We start from the raw sequence: 23331 nt of genomic DNA, 5'->3' as shown, positions 1-23331 counted from the left end.
GTGACAGTCACGCGGGGCGTGACCGTGAGGGAGAGGTGTCGATGAGCAAGCACGCGGTGGTCGAGTCCGACGACCAGGTCAGCGCGCGGACCGGCAAGGCCGCCGACGCGGTGTCGCGGTTGACCCGCTGGCACGACGACTTCCCCACGCCGGGTGTGCGTTTCGCCGATCTGACCCCGGTGTTCGCCGACGCCGAGGGCTTCCGCGCGGTCATCGACTGCTTCGCCGCCGTCGCCCCCGACGCCGACATCGTCGCCGGGGTGGACGCGCGTGGCTTCCTGCTCGGCGCGGGTGTCGCGGCCACCCTCGGCACCGGTGTGCTCGCCATCCGCAAGGGCGGCAAGCTGCCGCCGCCGGTGGTGTCGCGCGAGTACCAGCTCGAATACGGTTCCGCCGCACTGGAAATCCCGGCCGACGGGGTCGAGCTCGCGGGCAAGCGCATCCTGCTGCTCGACGACGTGCTCGCCACCGGCGGCACGCTCGCTGCCGCGGCCGCGCTGTTCACCGAGGTCGGCGCCGAGGTGGTCGCCGCCGCCGTCGTCCTGGAGCTCGAGTTCCTGAAGGGCCGCGAGCACCAGGGCGACTACCCGGTGACCTCGATCGTCAAGCTCTAGCCGCGCGCCACATCAGCCACAGCGGCGGGCCGCCGGGGATCCGGATCTCGTCGGTGACGGTGAAGCCGAAGCGCTCGTAGTACGGCACGTTGTCGGGGTTGCTGGATTCGAGGTAGGCGGCCGCGCCCTCGGCGTCGATCCGGTCGAGCCGGGAGCGCAGCAGGGTGTGGCCGTAGCCCGCGCCGCGATCCTCGGGGCGGGTGCCGATCATCGCCAGGTACCAGTGCGGGGTCGACGGGTGATGCTGTTTGAGCAGGTCGCCGACCGTTCTGCCCGCCCCGACGCGACGCCCGAAGGCGCGGATCAGGCCGGGCACGACGCGCAGTTCGGCGCTCGCGGCGGGCTGGCGCTCCGGCGGCGTCCACAGCGCGGCGCCCGCGACGGAACCGTCGGGGCGGACGGCGAGGTCGGAGGCGTCGGCGGGGAAGAAGATGTGGCGGGCCATGGTGCCGAAGAACCGGGGCAGGCCGACGGCGCGCCGGTGCTCGTCGGGCAGGATCCAGCTCATCACCGGGTCGTGCTGGAACGCGGCACCGAGGGCGTCGGCGGCGGCCCGCACGTCTCCCGGTGTGGCGGCGCGTAGTCGTTTCGGCTCCGTCATCACGGTCCTCCGATCACAGGTCCAGCCTTCGTCGGCTGAGAATCGCCCTGGCGTCCAGGCTAGCCGTGACGACGAGCGGTAGCGGACGGGGCCGAACGGTCCTGCGCCCGATCGAACGCCGTCGGGTGAGCGGGCTCACCATGCCGGAAAAGGGGTGGCGCGAAGGTGCGGTGCGGTGCTATCAATGAGTGGTCTTGTTCCCGGCGATCGGAGTCATGCGTTGATTTCTTGAGGTAGCGCTCCCGGACGGTCCGCACTCTGCGCACCGTGTATCCGTCGCACCTCAAGGGGATCCGTATGACCTCTCTTTCTTTTTCCGATCTGTCCTTCCACTGGCCGGACGGCACCGTCGTGTTCGACGGGCTCGACGCCGTCGTCGGACCGGGCCAGATCGGCCTGGTCGGCAGCAACGGCGCGGGCAAATCCACCCTGATGCGGCTGATCACCGGCGCGTTGCGCCCGAACCGTGGCTCGATCACGGCGCCCGGCCGGATCGGCTACCTGCGCCAGGACCTCGGCATGCAAGCGCGACAGCGAGTGGAGACCGTGCTCGGCATCGCCGAAGTGCGTGCCGCGCTGCACCGCATCGAGCGCGGCGAGGGCACACCCGAGGACTTCGACACCGTCGGCGTGCACTGGCAGATCGAGGACGAGGCGATCGCGCTGCTCGGCAAGCTGGGCCTGGACTATGTCGCCGGTTCCGTCGCCGACCTGGACCGCACCCTCGACACGCTCTCCGGCGGCGAGACCGTGCTGCTCGGACTGGTCGCCGAACTCCTGCGCGAGCCCGACGTACTGCTGCTCGACGAGCCGACCAACAACCTCGACGCGGTCGCGCGCACGCGCCTCTACGAGGTCATCCGGCAGTTCCCCGGCACGGTCGTGGTGGTGAGCCACGACCGGGAACTGCTGGACCGGATGGACGGCATCGCCGAGTTGCGAGCGGGCGAGATCCGTTCCTTCGGCGGCAATTTCACCGAGTACGAACGGATCGTCGAGCAGGAACAGGAGGCGGCCCGCGCGGCGGTGCGCGACGCGCGCAGCGATGTCCGCAAGCAGGCCCGCGAGCTGGTCGAGGCGCGGACCAAGCTGGACCGCAGGCAGCGGTTCGCGCAGAAGATGCAGGACAACAAGCGGGTGCCGAAGATCGTGGCGGGGTTGCGCAAGAACGCCGCCGAGGTGTCGGCGGGCAAGCTGCGCACCTCGCACATCGAGAAGCTCGATTCCGCGCGCGAAACCCTCGACCACGCCGAGGAATTGGTGCGCGCGGACCGGGAGATCCGGATCGACCTGCCGGGGACCCGGCTGTATCCGGGGCAGGACGTCGTCACGCTCGAGCAGGCGCGGCTGGCCAACGGTCCGGTGGTGGACCTGCGGGTGAGCGGACCGGAGCGGATCGCGCTCACCGGGCGCAACGGTGCGGGCAAGTCCACGCTGCTGCGCCGGATCGTCGAGGAACAGCCGAAGGTGCCGTGGCGGTTGCTGCCCCAGCGGCTCGACGTGTTCGACGAGACGCGCAGCGTGTTCGACAATGTCGCCGATGCCGCGCCGCACGCGAGTGCCGAGCAGATCCGAGGTCAGCTGGCGCGCTTCCTGTTTCGCGGTGCCGACGCCGATATCGCGGCCGCGGCGCTGTCGGGCGGGGAGCGGTTGCGGGCCGCGCTGGCGACCCTGCTGCTCGCCGAACCGGCGCCGAAACTGCTGATGCTCGACGAGCCGACCAACAACCTCGACCTGCCCAGCCTGGGGCACCTGACCCAGGCGCTGGCGAGTTTCGAGGGCGCGCTCATCGTGGTCAGCCACGACGCGCGGTTCCTCGACGACATCGGGGTGACCCGCACCCTCGAGCTCACGCCCGAGGGACTGGTCGAGTAGCGGGGGCTACCGCGCGGCGGCCCGGCGGATGACCGCCGGGTACCGGAGCATGGTCGGCCCCAGCCACAGCGCGACCGCGGTGATCGCGAGCCAGGGCCGCAGGTGCGGGCGCATCCGGTGGATGCGCCCGTCCGGGGCGAGGTCGAGCACCATCGCCTCGGTCATCCGCAGCGGGCCGAACCTGGCCTCGCCCAACAGGATCCGGGTGTCGCCCGAGCCGATGGTGTCGGTCCAGCGCAGCTCGGCGATCGCGCGGTAGATCAGCGTCAGCAGCGGGGCGAGGTCGGCGCGGCCGCGGAACACCAGCCGGCCCGAGACCGGCGAGACGAGTTCGGCGTCCTCGGTCAGGGTGTCGAGCAGGGCGGGGATGTCGTTGGCGGTGGTGGCGTGGCGGAACCGGGCGACCGGATCGCCCACCTGGCTGTCTGCGAGTGCGTCGGTCACGATCGCACTCCTTCCTCACGGACGGAATTCCCGGACAACCCGACCGTAACCAGGTAGCTTGCAAAAAGCAATGGACTACGATGGCGGTATGGCCAAGACGGAGTTCGCCGACATCGTGTGCTCGATCGCCCGCACGGTGGGCATCGTGGGGGAGCGGTGGACCCCGCTGATCCTGCGCGACCTGTTCCTCGGCATCACCCGCTTCGAGGATCTGCGCCGCGACCTCGGCATCGCCTCCAACGTCCTCGCCGATCGCCTGCGCACGCTGCGCGACAACGAGATCGTGGAAGCCCGTGTCTATCAAGACAATCCGGTCCGCACCGAATACGTCCTCACCGAACGCGGCCGCGATCTCTACCCCGTCCTGACGATGCTCCTTGCCTGGGGCGACCGCTGGCTGTCCGCCCCCGACGGCCCACCCCTGCACGTCGTCCACCGCGACTGCGGCCACATCACCGAGGGCGTCGTCGTCTGCCACCACTGCGCCACCCCCCTCACCGCCACCAACGTCACCTGGCACCCCGGCCCCGGCGGCCGCCCCGGCCCCGGCGCCACCCTCATCGGCCACCACCTCACCCCGCTGCCCGACTCGTCGGGCAGCGGGTGATCGGGTGGCGTCAGGCCAGGAGGTCGGCTGCTCGGTTGACTTCGAGTGCCTTGCGGAGCCATCGCTGGAGCTGGTCGAGATCGTCGCAGCTCATAATCCGCTCGCGGACCTCGGCGGGTACGGCGATCCCGCGGGCGTCGAGCACTGTCAGCACGGATTTGGCCTCGCCACGGGCCTCGCCCTGAGCCTCGCCTTCCGCGAAGTACCTGCGGGCGAACTCGCTGCGATATTCGTAGCCTTGGAGCCCGGCGGCCATCAGTGCCTCCCACTCGGATCGCGCTGCGGCGGGCAGCGTCGACAGGATGAAGTCATAGTACAGCGCAGCCCGGTCGCCACCCAGGGCGCCGAGGGCTGCGAGCAGGGCTTTCCAGATCTCGCGGTGGTCGGGATGTCGCGCGTGTGCCAGGGCGGACAGCACCGCCAGCTCGGGTAGGTCGACCGCCGCGTCGAGGTCGGTGACCACCGGGACTCCCGCCGGGTCGAGCACCAGTGGGGACAATCCCACCGACGGATTGCCGTACCCGAGATCGATCGGTTTCGCGGCCCAGCGCGCGGTCCTGGTATCAGGGCACACGACCAGCAAGAGCGTCGGGCAGCGGAGGCGGGCGCGCAGCGAGGCGACGTAGACCGGCCAGGACCACCGTTTGTCGGGGTCCGGTCGCAATTGGACCTCGACGACCACGGCCGGGATCCGCTCGCCGCCACGATGGAACGCGACCACCGCGTCGGCGTGATATTCGGTCGGTGCCGGGACTGTCGCGTCGCCGGGCGCGGTGGTGTCGGTGCAGGGCGAATCGGCTGGGGCTCTTGACGATCGTTGTTTTGGTTGAATAGACTAAAAGCACGCTGACGAAAGGGAGTGGTTCTGATGGGGTATGGGCATTGGGATGACAGTGCGTACCTGGCGGGGAAGACGTTTCGGGCGCGGGCGGGGGAGGACGATTTCGGGTATACCGCGCAGATGCGGGAGCGGCCGTATGACACGTGGTGCGCGCATCCGTTGCTGGATCCGTTCGGGGTGGGGAAGCGGGAGTGCCGGGATTCGGCCGAGCACGGGAACTCGCTGCCGGTGGCCGTGCTGTTCGATGTCACCGGGTCGATGGGGCGGGTGCCGCGGATCATGCAGGACAAGCTCGGCAAACTGCACGGACTGCTGAAGAACAAGGGCTACGCGGAGGATCCGCAGATCCTGTTCGGGGCGATCGGCGACGCCGACACCGATCGGGTGCCGTTGCAGATCGGGCAGTTCGAATCCGACAACCGGATGGACGAGCAGCTGCGGGCCGTTCTGCTCGAGGGCGGCGGGGGCGGGCAGAAGTCCGAAAGCTACGAGCTGGCCGCCTATTTCATGGCACAGCACGTCGCGACCGACGCGTGGGACAAGCGTGGGAAGCGGGGCTACCTGTTCATCATCGGCGACGAGCTGAACAAGCCGCGGCTGGCGGCTCGCCACATCAGGGCGGTCATCGGCGATCACGTGCGGCGCGATGTGTCGGTGGAGTCGATCTATCGCGAGCTGGCCGAACGCTGGCACGTGTACTACATCCTGCCGAATCAGTCGTCGTACTACCGGGATCCGGAGATCGCCGAGCACTGGCGCGGCCTGCTCGGCCAGAACTTCCTGAAGCTCGACGACCCCGGCGCGGTCTGCGAACTGATCGCGTTGACCATCGGGCTGGGTGAGGACCGGGTCGATGTCGACACCGGCCTGGCCGACCTGCGCGATGTCGGGTCGGTCGACGAGGCCGACGCGGTGAGCCGGGCTCTCGGCGCGCAGCCGCCCAGGGGCGTCCGCGCCCTGCCGCCCGGCAAGTGACACACGAAAAGGGAAGGGGTACAGCCGTGTTCGACACCGAACACCTCGTCGTCGTCGATCTGGGCTTCGGCGACGCGGGTAAGGGCGCGACGGTGGACTGGCTGTGCGCACCCGAGGCGGACCTCGGGGTGGCGGCGGTCGTGCGGTTCAACGGTGGTGCGCAGGCCGCGCACAATGTCGTCGCCGACGGCCGCCACCACACCTTCGCCCAGTTCGGCGCGGGCACCTTCCACGATGTGCCGACCGTGCTCTCGCGGCACATGCTCGTGGAGCCGATCGCGCTCGCCGCCGAATCCGAGCGGCTCGCGGCACTGGGGGTGCGCGATCCGCTGGGGCTGCTCGCCGTCGACGGCCGGGCCCTGCTCACCACGCCGATCCACATCGCGGCGAACCGTGCCCGCGAGGACGCGAGGGGTTCCTCGCGGCACGGTTCCTGCGGTCGGGGCATCGGCGAAACCGCCTGGTACGCACTGGAGCACGACGCGCCGACGGTCGCCGACTGCCGAACGCCCACGATTCTGCGCGCCAAGCTGGACCGGCTGGCCGCGCACTACGACGCGCTGATCGGGCCCAGCGCGCACGGCTACGAATCGGTCGACGCGCTGGTGGCGATGTACCGCGATTTCGCCGGCGCGGTCCGCGTCAGCGACGACGGCGAGCTCACCCGCGCCGCGGCGCGGGGCAGGCTCGTCTTCGAAGGGGCGCAGGGGGTGCTGCTCGACGAGTGGCGCGGACTGCATCCGCACACCACGTGGTCGACGGTGGAGCCGCGCCATGCCCGCGCTCTGATCGCCGGGGTCGGGGGCACGGCCAGGGTGCTCGGCGTCACCCGCACCTATATGACCAGGCACGGCGCGGGCCCGCTGCCGACCGAAGCGCCGCTGGGACACCCGGAGCCGCACAACGGCACCGGTCCCTATCAGGGCGCGTTCCGGCAGGGGCACCTCGATCCGATCCTGCTGCGCTACGCCGTCGAGGTCTGCGGTGGGATCGACGGGCTGGTGGTCAACCATCTCGACGCGCCCGGAACCCTCGGTGCCGCAGCGGCATACGACACCGCGGCGGGTCGGGTCACCGAGCTGAGGCCCGGCCCATGGCGTGATCTCGAGCACCAGCAACGACTCACCGACCGGCTGTCCGCGGCGACCCCGGTGCTCGAACCCGTCGTCGGCGATCCGGCGGACTGGCTCGCCCGCCGCCTCGGTGTGCCGGTCGTGCTGACCGGGCACGGGCCGGACCGGCGGGACCGCAGGGTGCGCCGACCTGTGCTCGGCGCGACCGCCGGGGACCGCGTCGCGACGGCCGCCCGGTCCGCGTGAGCGAATCCAGGGCGCCGGGCCGGCCGTGGCATGAGCTCGGCGGCGGTCTCCGCACGGCGGACACGCGCCGCCCGCCGACGTCGGCGTGGGTTCCCATTCGGCGCGGGATTCCGGCAGGATGGGACGACGTGGAGCAATCCGTCGTATCGATCGATGTCGTCACGTTGCGGTGCTGGGAGACCGACAGCGCGGTGCGCGTCGGGATCGCCGCCCGCGAGTTCGAACCGTTCACCGGCGAACTCGCGCTGCCCGGTGTGCTGCTCGGCCGGGGCGAGCGGCTGGCCGAGGCCGCGCGGCGGGCGGTGCACACCAAGCTGGGCGTGCCGGTCGAGGCGATCGGCGCGGTCGGTCAGCTGGTCACCTTCGACGAACCGCATCGCGATCCGCGCGGGCCGACGCTGTCGATCGCCATGTGGGCGGTCGTCGCCGAGCACGAGGGAACGGCCGAGTGGGTGGAGTTCGACGCGGTGCCCCCGCTGGCCTTCGACCACAACCGGATCGTCGAGACCAGCCGGAGTCTGCTCGCCGGTCTGCTGTGGAAGGACCGGACGCTGACCAGGGCGCTGGCGGGCGCTGAGTTCCCCGCCACCCGCGCGGTCGAGCTGAGCACCTCGCTGCACGGCACGCGCCCCGACCCCGCCAACCTCAATCGCACCCTGGCCGCGATCCCGGGGCTGGACCGCACCGGTGAGCGGCGGCGGGTGAAGGCCACCGGCAGGCCCGCGGTCGTGTGGGCCTTCGACGTCACCGAGAACTAGCCGGGCAGGTCGTAGACGGCGTAGGTCCGGCGCAACACCGGGTAGGACACATTGCGCACGGGCACCCCGCCCGCGGTCTGCCCGCACTCGCTGCCCGCGTGGGCGTGCCCGTGTAGCGCGAGCGTGGCGCGTCCCGCGTCGATCGCCTCGCCCGTGGCGTGACATCCCAGGCCGGGATAGATGGACGTGGGCTCGCCGACGAGGGTGTCGACGACGGGGGCGAAGTGGGTGAGGGCGATCCGGGTGGGGCAGTCCAGGCGCTCGAGCGCCGCGCGCAGGCGTGCGGCGTCGACCGGGCCGCGGCGCATCCTGGCCCGATGCTCGGCCGATCCCGTCTCGGGATCACCGGGATGGCCGGGGAAGCCGCCCGATCCGCCCATCACCCCGGCGACCCCGACCCGCTGCCCGCGGATCGTCAGCGTCGTCGAATCACCGTCCAGCACAACGACACCGGTCTCGGTGAGCCGGCGGGTGATGAACTCGCCGCGGTTCTCGTCGTGGTCGTGGTTGCCCAGGACGGCGAGCACCGGAATCGGGAGATCGGCCAGTTCGGCGCAGAGCAACTCGGTGTTGGCCCTGGTTCCGCCCTCGGTGAGGTCACCGCCGAGGAGCAGCAGGTCGGCGTGGCGGTCCAGGTCGAGGAAGCCGGGCCGGAACTTCCCGGCGACGGCCGGTCGCAGATGCAGGTCGGCGGTGGCGGCGAGACGGATCGGCGCGATGTTCCCCACCCGCCAAGCAGGCCACAGCGGTGCGCGGCTGTCAATGCGATTCCCCGCGCCACCCCAGGGGGCGGGAGTGCCCACCCTGAGGGTTCGGCGGGTGGCCCCTGAGGTCTCTTCCGGTGCGCGGCCGAGGAGCGCAGAGTAGTAGCTACGCCCCCGAACCCTCCGAAGGAACCACGACATGCAGTCGAGCTACGTGCACCACGTCAGGCAGCAGTTCTCCCGGTACGCGGACACCCGTTCCTACATCTACCTGCGGGAATCCGGGCGCGACCTGGTCGAGGAGGTCGTCACCTACCGCGAGCTCGACCGTGACGCCCGCGCGTTTGCCCAGTGGTTGTCGCAGCAGCCGGAGGCCGCCCAGCCGGTGGTGCTGCTCTACCTCGACGGCATGGCTTTCCTGCGGGCCTTCCTCGGCTGCCTGTACGCCGGTGTCGTCGCCGTTCCGGCGCCGCTGCCGCACGAGGACCGGGCCGCGCAGCGGGTGCGCGGCGTCATCGCCGACTCCGGCGCGCAGCTGGTGCTCACCACCACCGACTTCGCACCGCTCGTCGAGTCCACCACCGGCGCGACCGTCGTCGCCACGGACCAGCCGCTCGGCGACGCCGACGCCTGGCAGTTGCCCGAGATCGACCTCGGCACCATCGCCTTCCTGCAGTACACCTCGGGATCGACCGGCACGCCCAAGGGCGTCGTCGTCACGCACCGCAATCTGCTGCACAACGAGGCCGCGATCGTCGCGGGCGGGATGACCGAGGGGTCGACCGGCGTCAGCTGGATTCCGCAGTTCCACGACATGGGCCTGATCGGCATGCTGCTCGGCGCCGCCTACGTGGGCGCGAACCTGGTGTTCATGGCGCCCACGACGTTCATCAAGCGCCCGGTGCGCTGGCTGCAGGTCATCGACCGGTACCGGGCGACCTACACCGCCGCCCCGAACTTCGCCTACGACCTGATCCTGCGCCGGGTCAGCGACGAGCAACTCGCCGAACTCGACCTGAGCAGCCTCGAGGCCGCCCTCAGCGGCGCCGAGCCGGTGCGGGCCCGCACGATCGAGGCGGTGCTGGAGCGTTTCGCGCCCGCCGGGCTGCGTCCCACCGCGTTCCTGCCCGCCTACGGGATGGCCGAGGTGACGCTGCTGGCCAGCTCCGCGGCGATGGGCGCGGCTCCGGTGTACTACGACCGGCCGGGCGACGCCCCGCTGGTCGGCTGTGGCCGCGCGGCCGACGGCCTCGAGATCCGGATCGTCGACCCGTCGACCCTGGAAGAACTGCCGGACGGCGCCACCGGGGAGATCTGGGTCCGCGGGGACAGCGTCGCCGCCGGGTACTGGAACCGGCCCGCCGAGACCCGCGCGACCTTCGACGCCCACCTCGGCACCGAGGGACCGTTCCTGCGGACCGGCGATCTCGGCCTGCTCCACGACGGCGACCTGTTCGTCGCGGGCCGCCTCAAGGACCTGCTGATCGTCAACGGCCGCAATGTCCACCCGGCCGATGTGGAGGAACGCGTGCAGGAACTGCACCCCGCGCTGGCGGGCAACGCGGGCGCGGTGGTCTCGGTGGACGTGCTCGACAAGGAACGGCTGGTCGTGATGCAGGGCGTGCGGCCGGACCTGCTCGGTGACACCACGCTCGCCGAGCTGACCTCCGCGATCAAGATCGCGGTGGCCCGCGGCTTCGATGTGCCCGCCCCGAACGTCGTGCTCGTCGCCGCCCGCTCCGCGCGCTCGGTGCATCGCACCACCAGCGGCAAGATCCAGCGCGGCTCGATGCGCGAGGCGTTCCTGACCCACAGTCTCGAACGGGTACTGCACGAGGACCTCGAACCGGCGCTCGACCACGCGCTGACCATCTGATCGACACCGACCAGCCAGGAGCCGACCATGTTCCGCACCACCACCGCCCACCCGTCGACCTCGATCCAGGACTGGCTCGTCGAGCGGGTCGCCGACTACACCGACCGCGCCCCGCACCAGGTGGATCCGTCGATCCCGCTGGCCGAGCTCGGCATGGACTCCGTCTCGGCGGTCTCGCTGTGCGGGGAGATCGAGGACCGCTGGTCCCTCGAGATCGACCCCACGCTGGTCTTCGACTATCCGACCATCGCCGCGATCGCCGGCTATCTCGCCGACGAGTTCGCCTACGCGGCATGAACGGTCAGCGCCCGGAGGCGGCGGCATGAGCGATATCGCGATCGTCGGGCTGGATTGCCGCTTTCCGCAGGCGGCCGATCCGGCGGCGCTGTGGCAGCTGTTGCTCGACGGCCGGGACGCGATCTCAGCGGTGCCCGCGAATCGCTGGCACGCCGAGGACTTCCACGATCCGGCGGGCGGGCCGGGCACCATCAACACCCACAGCGGCGGATTCATCGACGACGCCGACGCGTTCGATCACGAGTTCTTCGGGATCACCCCGCACGAGGCCGAGACGATGGACCCCCAGCAGCGGCTGCTGTTGCAGGCGACCTGGCGCGCCTTCGAGGACGCGACCCTCGATCCCCGGGCCCAATCCGGTTCGCGCACCGGCGTGTACATCGGGGTGATGGCCAACGAATGGGCCAATCTGCAGATGTCGGACTACGCGGCGATCACCCCGCAGCACGGCTCCGGCAACGGCTACTTCATGACCGCCAACCGGCTGTCCTACCAGCTCGATCTGCGTGGCCCGAGCCTGGCGGTCGACACCGCGTGCTCGTCGTCGCTGGTCGCGGTCCATCTCGCCTGCGCCGCACTGACTTCCGGCGAGTGTGATCAGGCCGTCGCCGGTGGCGTGAACCTGGTGCTCACCCCGGCGGTCGGGGTGTTCTACACCCAGGCGGGCCTGTCGGCGCCCGACGCGCGCTGTAAACCGTTCAGCGGCAACGCCGACGGGATCGTCCGCGGCGAGGGGGTCGCGGTGCTCGTGCTGCGCCGCTTGGCCGACGCGCAGGCCGCGGGACTGCCGATCTACGCCGTGATCAAGGGCAGCGCGGTGAACTCCGACGGGCGCAGCAACGGCATCAGCGCGCCGAACCGGTGGGCCCAGCAGCACGTGATCGCCGAGGCGTATCGCCGGGCCGGGGTGGCGGCCGGGGCGGTCGATTTCATCGAGGCGCACGGGACCGGGACCGTCCTCGGCGACATGATCGAGGTCAAGGCGCTGGGCGGGCTGCACGGGCGGGATCGCGCCCGGCCCTGCGGAATCGGTTCCATCAAAGGCAATCTCGGCCACACCGAGGGCGCGGCGGGCGTCGCGGGGCTGATCAAGGTCGCGCTGAGCCTGCACCACGGTGTCGTCGCGCCGACCCGGTTCGCCGAGCAGGAGAACCCGCGATTGCAGCTGGAACGGCACGGGCTGCGCCTGCTCGCCGAACCGATGCCGCTGACCGGACCGGCGCTGGCCGGGGTCAGTGGCTTCGGGATCGGCGGCACCAACGCCCACCTCGTGCTGGCCGACGCGCCGGCGCAGGAGTCCGCGCCCGCGCGCGGTGGCGGGGTGCTCACCGTGTCGGCGGACAACGCGAAAGGACTGGAGCGCAACGCGCTTCGGCTGGCAGCGATGCTGGACACCGTGCCCCCGGATCGGTTCGCACAGGTGTGCTGGACGAGCAATCGGGTGAAATCCTCGGGGCGGCACCGGCTCGCGATCGTCGCCGACGATCCGGCGGACGCGATCGCCCGGCTGCGCGCCGGTGCGGACAGCGGCGTGGCGGGTCCGATGCGGGTCGGCTGGGTGTTCACCGGGCAGGGGTCGCAATTCGCCGGGATGGCCGGGGCCGCCGCCGCGGCGAGCCCGTCGTTCCGGCGCGCGCTGGGGACCGTCGACGCCGCGATGGCCGCGCACCTGGGCGCCTCGGTGCGGGAGCTGCTGCTCGACGACACCGTCGACATCGATCGCACCGGACTCGCGCAACCGGCGATCTTCGCCATGGAATACGCACTGGCCCAGGCACTCGCCGACGCCGGTGTCCGCCCGGCGTGGGTGCTCGGGCACAGCATCGGAGAGTTCACCGCCGCCGCGGTGGCGGGCGTGCTCGACCTCGAGGACGCCTGCCGACTGGTCGTCGCGCGTGGCAGGCTGATGCAGGAATTGCCCGGCGGCGGTGCGATGCTCGCGGTCAGGGCGACGCGCGCGCAGGTCGCCGATCTGCTCGCGGGGGAGCCCGAGGTCGCCGTGGCCGCGGTCAACGGGCCCGCCGATCTGGTGCTCTCCGGCGCCGCCGCCGCGCTCGACCGGAACCGGTCCGCCCTCGCGGAACGGGGGATCGTCGCCAAGCCGCTGACCGTGTCGCACGCCTTCCACAGTCCGCTCATGGCACCGATGCTGGACGAGTTCGCTGCCGTCGCCCGGGACCGCGCCTATCGGGTCGCGGCCCTGCCGATCTACTCGACCGTGCGGGGCAGGCTGCTCGAGCCGACCGAGACCATGGATGCCGGTTACTGGACCGAACACATCGGCGCCACCGTCCTTTTCGGCGACGCGCTGGCGGCCGCGCTCGACACCGACCCCACCCATGTCGTCGAGATCGGTCCGCGCCGTCAGCTGATCCCGCTCATCGGCCGGGCCCGCCCCGAACTGCTGCCGCGGTGCCTGGCGCCGAGTCCCGGCCCCGGCGCGACCGGGCGCGAACTCGCCGAGACCGTCGCCGCGCTGTACCGCGACGGCCTCGACCCCGACTGGGACCACCTCTACGAGCCCGCCCAGCGGGTCCGGCGGCGGCTGCCGGTCTACGACTTCACCACCGAGCACCGCTTCTGGATCGAACCGACCACCCTCACCCCACCCGCCCCGCAGGCCGAGGACACCACCATGGACCAGATGATCGCGCTCTTCCGCGAACAGAACGCGCTGCTCGCGCGGATGGCGCCGGGCGCGACGGCGACCCTCGCGCCGCCGTCGGCCGTCCCCGGTACCCCCGAGGTCGACCCGAACGCCGTCGCCGCCATCGTGCTGGCCGAATGCGGGCGGGTCAGCGGATTCGCGGTCGAGCGGCTGCGCGACAGCGAAACCCTCACCGGCGAACTCGGATTCGACTCGATGATGCTGTCGGATCTGTTCGGTGGCCTGATGCGCAAGCTGCCGGGGCTACAGGTCGACCCGGCGTGGCCGAGCGCCGCCACCACCGTCGGTGACGTGGTCGGGTACGTCACCGCTCAGGTGGCCGGAGCGGCCCCGGCGCCCGCGCCGGCCCCGGTCGCGCCCGAACCGGCGCCGGGGCCGGTCGCGCCCGAGTACCGGATCGCCGACTTCCCGGAGGTGCGCGCGATCGAGGAACGGATGACCGGGGCGGCGGCGCTGGGCCTGGACAACCCGTACTTCCTGATCAACGACGGCGTCACCCGCGACACCTCGCTGATCGACGGTGTCCCGGTGCTGAACTTCTCCAGCTACAACTACCTGGGGCTGTCCGGGCACCCGGCGGTCGTCGCGGCCGTGCAGGACGCCGTCGCCCGGTACGGCAGCTCCTGCTCGGCGAGCCGGGTGCTCTCCGGCGAGAAGCCGGTGCATCGCGAACTGGAGGCCGAACTCGCGCGGCTGCTCGGCACCGAGGACGCGATCGCGCTGGTCGGCGGCCATTCCACCAATGTCACCATCATCGGGCACCTGGTCGGACCCGACGACCTGGTGATCCACGACAGCCTCGCCCACGACAGCATCCTGCAGGGGTGTGTGCTGTCGGGCGCGACGCGACGGCCCTTCCCGCACAACGACCACGCGGCGCTGGACCGGCTGCTCGGCGAACTCCGGCCCCGCTACCGCCGGGTGCTGATCCTCATCGAGGGCGTCTACAGCCAGGACGGCGACATCCCCGACCTGCCCGCGATCATCGAGATCAAGAAGCGGCACCGGGCACTGCTGATGATCGACGAGGCGCACAGCATCGGCGTGCTCGGCGCGCACGGCGGCGGCATCGGCGAGCACTTCGGCGTCGATCGCGGCGATGTCGAACTGTGGTCGGGCACCATGTCCAAGGCGCTCGCCGGATGCGGGGGATACGTGGCGGGCAGCGCCGAGCTGATCCGCTTCCTCAAGTACACGACGCCCGGCTTCGTCTACAGCGTCGGCATGACACCGATGAACGCCGCCGCCTCGGCCGAGGCGATCCGGCAGCTGCGCACCGACCCCGCCCCGCTGGTCCGGTTGCGGCACAACGCGCGGCTGTTCCTGGAGCTGGCCCGCGCGGCCGGGATCGATACCGGCGACAGCGCCGACACCCCCATCATCCCGTGCATCGTCGGCGATTCCCTGCGGACCATGCGGCTGTCGAACACGCTGTTGCGCCGGGGGATCAACGTCAATCCGATCATCTATCCGGCGGTCCCGGAAGATCTCGCGCGCCTGCGGTTCTTCGTCACCGCCTGTCACACCGACGACCAGATCCGCGAGACAGTCGCGATCCTCGCCGAGGAACTGGCCGCGTCGGCCTAGGCGAGGTGGCAAGGCGCTGTTGGCTTCTCGTTCAGCGGGGCGACCGGGACGCGCGCGACCGGTGAAACGTCGATGAACACCGCCGCGCCACCCTCGCCGGGCCGCCCGCGCTGCCGCATCGTGAGGACATGCGCGAGATGTCGGCGCCGGCGCGCGTGCTCGTCGCGCTGGCCACCGCCCTGCTGACCCTCCCGCTGCTGTGCTCGGCCGCGGGCTCCGGCACCGCCTTCGACCGGCCCGTCCCCGCCGTCGACGCGGCGGCCGCGTTCGGTGTCCCCCGTCCGGGCGGGCCGGTCGCGAAGGTCGTCGTGATCGGGATCGACGGGCTGCTGTTCGACAAGGCCGATCGCGTCCAGGCACCCCGGCTGCGGCACCTCGCCGCGCAGGGACTGCTCTCGCGCGGCAGCATCGCCGGGCACATCACCGTCTCCGGACCGTCCTGGGCGAGCGCGCTGACCGGTGTGTGGGATACCGAGCACGGCATCACCGGCAACGAGTTCGACGCGAGTGCCTTCCTGGCCCACCCCAGCGTGTTCACCCGGATCGAACGCGCCGACCCCGCCCGGCACACCGTCTCGATCGGCACCTGGGAGCAGTTCGCGACCATCGCGCGCAGCGGCGACCGGCGCGCCGACCTCGCCCTGACCACCGCGCCCGAGGCCGGCGACCTCGACGAGTCGGCCACCGATGCCGCCACCGCCACCGAGGTCGCGCGCACGATCGAGCGCACCGGGCCCGATCTGGTCGTCACCCACCTCGACCAGATAGACCTGGCGGGTCACCGGCACGGTGGCGCCTCGCGCGCCTATCTCGCGGCGATCCGCCGGGTCGACGCGCTGGTCGGGCAGATCGTCGCCGCCGTCGACCGCCGGGCCGCGGACCATCCGCGCGAACAGTGGACCGTCCTGGTCACCACCGACCACGGCCATCGCCCGGCCGGCGGGCACGGCGGCCAGACGCCGGACGAGACCGCCAACTTCGTCATCGCCCGCGGCGCCGACTTCGCCCCCGGCACCGCGACCAGCGCGTACACGCTGATCGACCTCACCCCGACCGTGCTGGACCTGCTCGGCGCACCACCGGGGCGGCTCGACGGCCACAGCCTGCGCAGCTCGCGGCCACCGGTCGACGAACGCTGAACAATCCGCAGGTCGAGGACGGTTTTCGGGCCGAGTCGCGACCGTCGCACGCCTGTGACCGCAGGGAACCGAACACCAGGTCGGTGTGGGGACTAAAGTTGGTGGTCCGGGCGGTTGCAGCACTCGGCCGACAAGGTCCGAATGCAGCGTGAGAGGCGGTGGCATGACTCGACAACTCGGCGAGGCGAAGGTTGGGCAGGAATCCACCGGCGCCCCGCGGAATGATGGTGCCCCGGCGACCCCCGAACCGGCCAAACAGTCACCCACCGCCTCCGTGCCCAGCTCGGCCTCGCGGCGCGTGCGGGCCAGGCTCGCGCGCCGGATGACCGGCCAGCGCGGCATCGCGGCGGTCAAGCCGGTGCTGGAGCCGCTGGCCACCGTGCACCGGGAGTTGTACCCGAAGGCCAATCTCGCGCTGCTGCAGCGCGCCTTCGACGTCGCCGACGAGCGGCACGCCAAGCAGTTCCGCAAGTCCGGTGACCCCTACATCACCCACCCGCTGGCGGTCGCCAACATCCTCGCCGAACTCGGCATGGACACCACGACGCTGGTCGCGGCGCTGCTGCACGACACCGTCGAGGACACCGGCTACTCGCTCGAACAGCTCAAGGAGGAGTTCGGGCAGGAAGTCGCCCACCTCGTCGACGGCGTCACCAAGCTCGACAAGGTCAACCTGGGCGCGGCCGCCGAGGCCGAGACCATCCGCAAGATGATCATCGCCATGGCGCGCGACCCGCGCGTGCTGGTGATCAAGGTCGCCGACCGGCTGCACAACATGCGCACCATGCGCTTCCTGCCGCCGGAGAAGCAGGCCAAGAAGGCCAAGGAGACCCTCGAGGTGATCGCGCCGCTGGCGCACCGCCTCGGTATGGCCACCGTCAAATGGGAGCTCGAGGACCTCGCGTTCGCGATCCTGCACCCCAAGAAGTACGACGAGATCGTGCGCTTGGTCGCCGACCGCGCGCCCTCGCGTGACACCTACCTGGCGAAGGTGCGCGCCGAGATCGTCAACACGCTGGCCGCCTCGCGGATCAACGCCGTCGTCGAGGGCAGGCCCAAGCACTACTGGTCCATCTATCAGAAGATGATCGTCAAGGGTAAGGACTTCGACGACATCCACGACCTGGTCGGCATGCGCATCCTGTGCGACGAGGTCCGCGACTGCTATGCCGCGGTCGGCGTCGTGCACTCGCTGTGGCAGCCGATGGCGGGCCGGTTCAAGGACTACATCGCCCAGCCGCGCTACGGCGTGTACCAGTCGCTGCACACGACGGTGGTCGGTCCCGACGGCAAGCCGCTGGAGGTGCAGATCCGGACCCAGGACATGCACCGCACCGCCGAATTCGGCATCGCGGCGCACTGGCGGTACAAGGAGACCAAGGGCAAGCACTCCGGTGACGCGGCCGAGGTCGACGACATGGCGTGGATGCGCCAGCTGCTCGACTGGCAGCGGGAGGCCGCCGACCCCGCCGAGTTCCTCGAATCGCTGCGCTTCGACCTGAAGTCGCCGGAGATCTTCGTGTTCACCCCCAAGGGCGACGTGATCACGCTGCCGCAGAAGTCGACCCCGGTCGACTTCGCCTACGCCGTGCACACCGAGGTCGGGCACAAGTGCATCGGCGCCAGGGTCAACGGGCGCCTGGTCGCGCTGGAACGGCAGCTGGAGAACGGCGAGGTCGTGGAGGTGTTCACCTCCAAGGCGCAGAACGCGGGCCCGAGCCGGGACTGGCAGAACTTCGTCGTCTCGCCACGCGCGAAGGCCAAGATTCGCCAATGGTTTGCCAAGGAACGTCGCGAGGAGGCCCTCGACAGCGGCAAGGAACAGATCTCCAAGGAGGTCCGCCGGGTCGGGCTGCCGCTGCAGCGGTTGATGAGCGTGGACGCGATGACCGCGGTCGCGCACGAGCTGCACTACTCCGACATCTCCGCGCTCTACACCGCCGTCGGCGAGCACCAGGTCTCCGCGCACCACGTGGTGCAGCGGCTGATGGCCCAGCTCGGCGGCATCGGTGACGTCGAGAACGAGCTGGCCGAGCGGTCGACACCGTCGACGACGCCCGCCCGTCAGCGGGTCACCGGCGACGCGGGTGTGCTCATCCCCGGCGCGCCGGGCACGGTGGCGAAGCTGGCCAAGTGCTGCACGCCGGTGCCGGGCGACGAGATCATGGGCTTCGTGACCCGTGGTGGCGCGGTGAGCGTGCACCGGACCGATTGCACCAATGCCGGATCGTTGCAGGAACAGTCGGAACGCATCATCGAGGTCGAGTGGGCGCCGTCGCCGTCGTCGGTGTTCCTCGTCGCCATCCAGATCGAGGCGCTCGACCGCACCCGGCTGCTGTCGGACGTCACCAAGGTGCTGGCCGACGAGAAGGTCAACATCCTGTCCGCCTCGGTGGCCACCCACGGCGACCGGGTCGCGATCAGCAAGTTCACCTTCGAGATGGGTGACCCGAAGCATCTGGGCCACCTGCTCAATGTCGTGCGCAATGTGGAAGGCGTCTACGACGTCTACCGGGTGACCTCCGCGGCCTGACCCGAACCCCGGCCCGGGCACTCTCGTTCGCGAGGGTGCCCGGGCCGCTGTCTGCCCGGACATAGCTGGTGGATCGCCAGAAGATTGCTGGGACAACGGGGTTTGCCGGGGGCAGCGAAAGGGCCATTTTGGGCAGGGGTTCGGGGTCCCGGAATCTGTTACGGTTTACTGCGTTTCAACGCTCCACTGGTCAGCCGAAACGGACTGTGATGCGGATCGATATGGCTCGGTGCACGACACGACTCACGGGGACGATCATCGCGTTCACCGTCGCTTCGGTGACGGTATCGGCAGGCGTGGCCACCGCGGACGAGGCCGCGCCCGGTGCCCCGTCCACCCAGGTGTCGATCTCGGCGTGTCCGGCACTGTACGCCTTGGGGATCCAGGGCACAGGAGAATCGTCGCCGGACGCCGCGCCGAGTACCGATACCGGCATGCTGTCGACCGTCTTCCGGCCGATGTTCGCCAAGGCTGCTGAGCCGGGGCTGGTCGATCGCGCGTATGTGCCGTACGAGGCCGGATTCGGCGGCGCGGTACCCGGTGGGGTGGTGCCCTACACCCAGTCGGTCGACGGCGGCCTCGAGCGGCTGCGGTCGATGGCCACCCAGGTCGTGCAGCGCTGCCCGGACTCGCGGATCGCGGTGGTCGGGTATTCGCAAGGCGCCCACGTGGCCTCGCTGTTCGCCCAGGAAGTGGGCGCGGGCACCGGCACGGTGGCGGCCGACAAGGTCGCGGCGGTCGCGCTGTTCGCCGACCCGACCCGCGGCGCCAATGCCCCGGTGTTCCCGGGCGCCCCCGACCGGACGACGCCGACCACCGCGCCCGGGACCTCCGGCGCCGCGCTCGACGACGTCGCCGCGGTCCGCCAGGCTCCCGCGCCCGGCGGCGGGCTCGGTTCCAGCGACACCCAGCCCGCCGACTTCGGCAAGCTCACCGGCCGGGTCGCGAGCTTCTGCGCGACAGGTGATCTCGCCTGCGACGCGCCGCAGGGCGCCCCGCTGCTGCGGGCGGTGACCAATCTCGTCAGCCAGGTGAAGCTGTCCGGCGGCGACCCGATCGGCTCGCTGGTCTCCATCGCCCAGGCGCTGGCCTACACCTCCATCAAGACCGCGACGACCGTGGTGAACGAGGACATCTCCGGCAGCACGCTGGCCGATGTCTCGCTCTCGCCGAAGAAGTCGATCTCCCAGCGCATCGCCGACGCCTCCGACCCGCGCGGTCAGCTCGACGTGAACGCCGCCTACCAGGCGCTGCTGAAGGTCGGCATGATCGGGCTCAACGCCGTCACCACCGTGGTGAAGACCGTGCTCAACCCGGCGAGCATCGCCGAATTGGCCACCGCGACACTGTCCAATCCGCTGGTCGGGCTGACCCTGCTCGGCACCAAGCTCGTCGGCGCCGTGCCGCAGCTGGTACCACCGACCACCGGGGTCCGCCTGGTCAGCGAGGCGTACACGGCCGTGCAGCAGAACATCACCGACAACGCCGAGCTGCTCGACGTGACCACCTGGGTGCGCTACTGGAACACCACCCAGCGCCACGACGCGTACTCGCGCATGGGCGTCGGCGCGCAGGGCGCGACCCCGACCCAGTACGTCGCGGACTGGTTCGCCGCGGTCGCGCGGGACGCGGCGGGCGCCTCCGGACAGGGTGCGGTGCCGGTCGGTGGATCGGACAAACGCGGTGCCGGAATCTTCACCAGCCCGACCGGCGCGTCTACGACACCCAAACCTTCCGGTGGGGGACAATTTCCGTTCGGGACAGGAGCCGATGGCGCCTCATCCGGCGGCGCGACGACTCCGCCTGCCGCGTTACCCGGAACCACCGCTCCCACCACCCGTCCGTTCTCTGTGAACTGATCACCGAGAGGTCTGCAATGCGAATCCTTGTGCCCGGCGCCGCGGAAAGGGGTGAATGTTGAAGTCGTACAACGAACTGTCGCGCTGGTACTCGGCGCTCGAACCGGAGACCGAGGCAGCCGACCCCGCGCGCCAGGACACCGCCGACCCGGCGGCGGGCGAGGACGACGGTCCCGCCCGATATTCGCAGCGCCCCGAGCGCGCCCCGTCCGCCGCACCGGCAGCCGAGCTCACCGGGCCCGTGCCGCCCCCCGCGGTGGCGGCGGAGCCGAGCCGGACGCCGGGGGACGAGGACCGCGACGACTACTACGGCGTCGCGGGTGACCACGACCGCCCGGTCCACCAAGCGCGCCCGTACCCGGTCGACGTCGCCCCGGAGCCCCCACCCGCACCGCCGGCCGAACTGGCCGCGCGGCGCAGCGAATTCACCGGCGGCTGGTCGGACTGGGTCGCCGGGCCCGCGCCGGGCCCCGACGACGAGTACGACGCCGAACTGGTCCAGTTCCCGTGGACGGACGCCGCCGACGACGAGTACGACGAGGCCCGGGTGCTCGAGCCCTCCGGCTCGCTGCGCGGCCGCAACCGCAACCGGACCTGGATCGTGCTCGCCGTGTCGGTCCTGGTGCTCGTCCTCGCCGCCACCGGCGTGTTCTTCCTGCTGTTCGGCCGCGGCGGCGACACCGCCAAGCACGCCGCGCCGCCGCTGCACTTCACGGCGGGCAACCTGACCGCCGAGACGGTAGGCCAGTGCCCGACCGAGAACACCGGCGCCGTCGTGCGCAGCGCCGAGGCCGGTGGCACCGGCTCCGGTCCCGATGCCGTGCTCGCCTTCCAGTACGCCTACTACGTGAACCGATCGGGGGAGCAGGCCCGTGCGGTCGTGACCCCCGACGCCGATGTCTCGCCGGCCGCCGTGATCCAGCGCGGTATCGATTCCATCCCGGTGGGGACCACCCACTGCGTGCGGATCACCACCGTCGCCGCCGACCGGTTCACGGTGGAGGTCACCGAGTTCCGGCCCGCGGGCGCGCCGGCCACCTACACCAAGCAGTCGGTGCGCACAGCGCTGGTCGGCGATCGCACGCTCATCACGGGCATCGCGGCAGGGTAAGGAGCAGAGGCGATGACAGACGACTGGAGCCGATGGCTCGACGACGCCCCCGCGGGGGAGCCGTCGGGTGACGCGGCGCGTGATCCGGCTCCGGTGGTGCGGTTGCGGCGCAGGTCGGGCGAGCGTTCCGAGGGCACCCGCAGGCCGATCCTCGTCGTCGGCGGCTGCGGCGGCGCGGGCACCACGACGACGACGCTGGGGCTGGCCGCGGAATTGGTCACCGAGGCGGCGGCGCCGGTGGCGGTCGACGCGACCGCCGCCGGTAGCGATCTCGCGCTGCGCGGCGCCGACAAACACCTGCACCCGGTGAACCTGCAGTCGTGGGTCTACGGCCGCGGCGACGACGAACCGGCGCCGATCGAGGACTGCCTGTCCCGCTCCACCTCCGGCTTCGGACTGCTCTGGCGCGACGCGACGCCGCTGCGCAGGCGCGCGACATATCTCACTGTCGCCAGGGCTTTGGACACCGGCGGCTACACCGCGGTCTACGACGGCGGCAGCCCGATTGCCGGTCGGCAACTGCGCCCGCTGCTCGACGACGCCGACATCGCGCTGGTCCTGACCATTCCGGCCCGCGTCGACGCCGCCAACCGCCTGCGGGTGACGCTGGAATGGCTCGACGACCACTACGGCGACGACGGCGCCGGGGTGGTGGCCGATACGACGATCGTTGTCTCCCATCAGTATTCGCACGACGACTCCCGCGTAGCCGAGCATTTGCGCGAGCATCTGTCCGGCTGGGTCCGCGAGGTCGTCGAGATACCGTACGACCCGCATCTGGCCCGCGGTGAGCTGGTTCGGCACAGCGAGCTGGCCGAGCCGACGCGTGCGGCCTATGGGCGGTTGCTCGCCGGGGTGGCATCATGACGGCCGCTATGAATCTTCGTCGTCGTCGTGAACCGGCGCCCACCGGTGTCGGTGTCGTCGCACCACCCGAATCGCTGCGCGCGCAGATCTGGGAGCGGCCGGTGCCCGGAGTCGGTCGCGCGCCCCTGGTGTGGTTGCTCGGCGTCCACGGTGGCTCCGGTGCCACCACCCTCGCGCACGTCCTCGCGCCCGCCGCCGATGCGCGCGGCAAGTGGCCCGGGGTGTACGAGCGCGAATCCCCCTACGTCGTCCTCGTCGCGCGCGAGACCATCTCCGGTCTCACCCGCGCGCACGACCTGCTGCGCCAGCACCACGCGTTGCTGGCCGGTCCGGCGCTGGTCCTCGGCCTGATCACGGTCGCGGCCCGCCCCGGCCGGGTACCGCCGGAGATCCGGCGCTACCGGGACGTGGTCGGCTCGCTGGCCGGGCACGTCTGGCAGGTGCCGTGGATCGAGGAATGGACGCTCGTCGAGTCCGAGGCGCTGCCGGTGTGGTCGCCCGGAGACGAGATCGCGCCCAGGAAGCGCCGGGTCGATCCGCTCGACGAGGTACCGGCCGAGATCGGTGAGCTCGGTACCGATCTGGTCGCCGCGATCCGCGCGAGCATCGACGATCCCGCACCGGGGGAGGGTCGATCATGATCGCCGGGCAAGCCG

The 23331-nt window shown here is 71.1% G+C and carries 19 protein-coding genes; 15 read left to right on the top strand and 4 right to left on the bottom strand.

Annotation, left to right across the window (positions count from 1 at the left end):
* Positions 1-41 precede the first annotated feature (41 nt).
* The gene (locus AB0L91_RS00865; RefSeq protein WP_355277260.1) at positions 42-614 is read left to right on the top strand and encodes an adenine phosphoribosyltransferase; all 573 of its coding nucleotides are present in this window, start codon (positions 42-44) and stop codon (positions 612-614) included.
* Here the strand turns inward: AB0L91_RS00865 and AB0L91_RS00860 are convergent.
* Positions 604-1215 (bottom strand): GNAT family N-acetyltransferase, encoded by a 612-nt coding sequence (locus tag AB0L91_RS00860; RefSeq protein WP_365006784.1) that lies wholly within the window; start codon positions 1213-1215, stop codon positions 604-606. The genes AB0L91_RS00865 and AB0L91_RS00860 overlap by 11 nt on opposite strands.
* 297 nt (positions 1216-1512) lie before the next feature.
* On the opposite strand from AB0L91_RS00860, the gene AB0L91_RS00855 reads away from it, so the two are divergent.
* Positions 1513-3090, top strand: a complete 1578-nt coding sequence (locus AB0L91_RS00855; RefSeq protein WP_357344969.1) for an ABC-F family ATP-binding cassette domain-containing protein — start codon at positions 1513-1515, stop codon at positions 3088-3090.
* 6 nt (positions 3091-3096) lie between these two features.
* On the opposite strand, the gene AB0L91_RS00850 is transcribed toward AB0L91_RS00855, so the two are convergent.
* Positions 3097-3534 (bottom strand): nuclear transport factor 2 family protein, encoded by a 438-nt coding sequence (locus AB0L91_RS00850; RefSeq protein ID WP_365006783.1) that lies wholly within the window; start codon positions 3532-3534, stop codon positions 3097-3099.
* 88 nt (positions 3535-3622) lie between these two features.
* Between AB0L91_RS00850 and AB0L91_RS00845 the strand changes: the two genes are divergently transcribed.
* Positions 3623-4141 (top strand): helix-turn-helix domain-containing protein, encoded by a 519-nt coding sequence (locus AB0L91_RS00845; protein WP_365006782.1) that lies wholly within the window; start codon positions 3623-3625, stop codon positions 4139-4141.
* A gap of 10 nt (positions 4142-4151) precedes the next feature.
* Here AB0L91_RS00845 and AB0L91_RS00840 read toward each other — a convergent pair whose 3' ends face one another.
* Positions 4152-4862 (bottom strand): hypothetical protein, encoded by a 711-nt coding sequence (locus AB0L91_RS00840; protein WP_365006781.1) that lies wholly within the window; start codon positions 4860-4862, stop codon positions 4152-4154.
* Between the two features lie 147 nt (positions 4863-5009).
* Here AB0L91_RS00840 and AB0L91_RS00835 point away from each other — a divergent pair, with 147 nt between their 5' ends.
* The 3 genes from AB0L91_RS00835 to AB0L91_RS00825 all read left to right on the top strand — a co-directional run bounded on the left by AB0L91_RS00835 (position 5010) and on the right by AB0L91_RS00825 (position 8034).
* Entirely contained in the window at positions 5010-5957 is a 948-nt protein-coding gene (locus AB0L91_RS00835) for a hypothetical protein (protein WP_365006780.1), read from the top strand.
* 26 nt (positions 5958-5983) lie between these two features.
* Positions 5984-7276, top strand: coding sequence for an adenylosuccinate synthetase (locus AB0L91_RS00830; RefSeq protein WP_365006779.1), 1293 nt, complete (start codon positions 5984-5986; stop codon positions 7274-7276).
* A gap of 128 nt (positions 7277-7404) precedes the next feature.
* A complete protein-coding gene (locus AB0L91_RS00825) occupies positions 7405-8034 on the top strand; it encodes an NUDIX hydrolase (RefSeq protein WP_365006778.1) in 630 nt (209 codons plus the stop codon).
* On the opposite strand, the gene AB0L91_RS00820 is transcribed toward AB0L91_RS00825, so the two are convergent.
* On the bottom strand, positions 8031-8762 hold the full coding sequence (locus tag AB0L91_RS00820; RefSeq protein WP_357344978.1) for a metallophosphoesterase: 732 nt from the start codon (positions 8760-8762) through the stop codon (positions 8031-8033). The two genes, AB0L91_RS00825 and AB0L91_RS00820, sit on opposite strands and share 4 nt — an antisense overlap.
* Before the next feature lie 175 nt (positions 8763-8937).
* On the opposite strand from AB0L91_RS00820, the gene AB0L91_RS00815 reads away from it, so the two are divergent.
* The 9 genes from AB0L91_RS00815 (at position 8938) to AB0L91_RS00775 (ending at position 23316) form a co-directional block, all read left to right on the top strand.
* Positions 8938-10614: a fatty acyl-AMP ligase gene (locus AB0L91_RS00815; RefSeq protein ID WP_365006777.1), complete on the top strand. Its 1677-nt coding sequence runs from the start codon at positions 8938-8940 to the stop codon at positions 10612-10614.
* A 27-nt stretch (positions 10615-10641) separates the two neighbouring features.
* Positions 10642-10911 carry an acyl carrier protein gene (locus AB0L91_RS00810; protein WP_355277235.1) on the top strand — a complete coding sequence of 90 codons (270 nt, stop codon included), beginning with the start codon at positions 10642-10644 and terminating at the stop codon, positions 10909-10911.
* A gap of 25 nt (positions 10912-10936) precedes the next feature.
* The gene (locus tag AB0L91_RS00805; protein WP_365006776.1) at positions 10937-15166 is read left to right on the top strand and encodes an aminotransferase class I/II-fold pyridoxal phosphate-dependent enzyme; all 4230 of its coding nucleotides are present in this window, start codon (positions 10937-10939) and stop codon (positions 15164-15166) included.
* Between the two features lie 128 nt (positions 15167-15294).
* Positions 15295-16305 (top strand): alkaline phosphatase family protein, encoded by a 1011-nt coding sequence (locus AB0L91_RS00800; RefSeq protein WP_365006775.1) that lies wholly within the window; start codon positions 15295-15297, stop codon positions 16303-16305.
* 163 nt (positions 16306-16468) lie between these two features.
* Positions 16469-18838, top strand: coding sequence for a RelA/SpoT family protein (locus AB0L91_RS00795; RefSeq protein WP_357344987.1), 2370 nt, complete (start codon positions 16469-16471; stop codon positions 18836-18838).
* Positions 18839-19116: 278 nt separating this feature from the next.
* Entirely contained in the window at positions 19117-20697 is a 1581-nt protein-coding gene (locus AB0L91_RS00790; protein WP_355277226.1) for a cutinase family protein, read from the top strand.
* A gap of 55 nt (positions 20698-20752) precedes the next feature.
* On the top strand, positions 20753-21808 hold the full coding sequence (locus AB0L91_RS00785) for a hypothetical protein (RefSeq protein ID WP_365006774.1): 1056 nt from the start codon (positions 20753-20755) through the stop codon (positions 21806-21808).
* A 12-nt stretch (positions 21809-21820) separates the two neighbouring features.
* Positions 21821-22675: a hypothetical protein gene (locus AB0L91_RS00780; protein ID WP_355277221.1), complete on the top strand. Its 855-nt coding sequence runs from the start codon at positions 21821-21823 to the stop codon at positions 22673-22675.
* Positions 22672-23316, top strand: a complete 645-nt coding sequence (locus AB0L91_RS00775) for a hypothetical protein (protein WP_355277218.1) — start codon at positions 22672-22674, stop codon at positions 23314-23316. The genes AB0L91_RS00780 and AB0L91_RS00775 overlap by 4 nt, the downstream gene beginning before the upstream one ends.
* Positions 23317-23331: the final 15 nt, after the last annotated feature.

Origin of the sequence: Nocardia sp. NPDC051833 (assembly GCF_040681225.1) — a bacterium.
GTDB lineage: Bacteria > Actinomycetota > Actinomycetes > Mycobacteriales > Mycobacteriaceae > Nocardia.
Note: the sequence above shows the minus strand (reverse complement) of the source record. Positions and strands in the feature narration are given on the sequence as shown.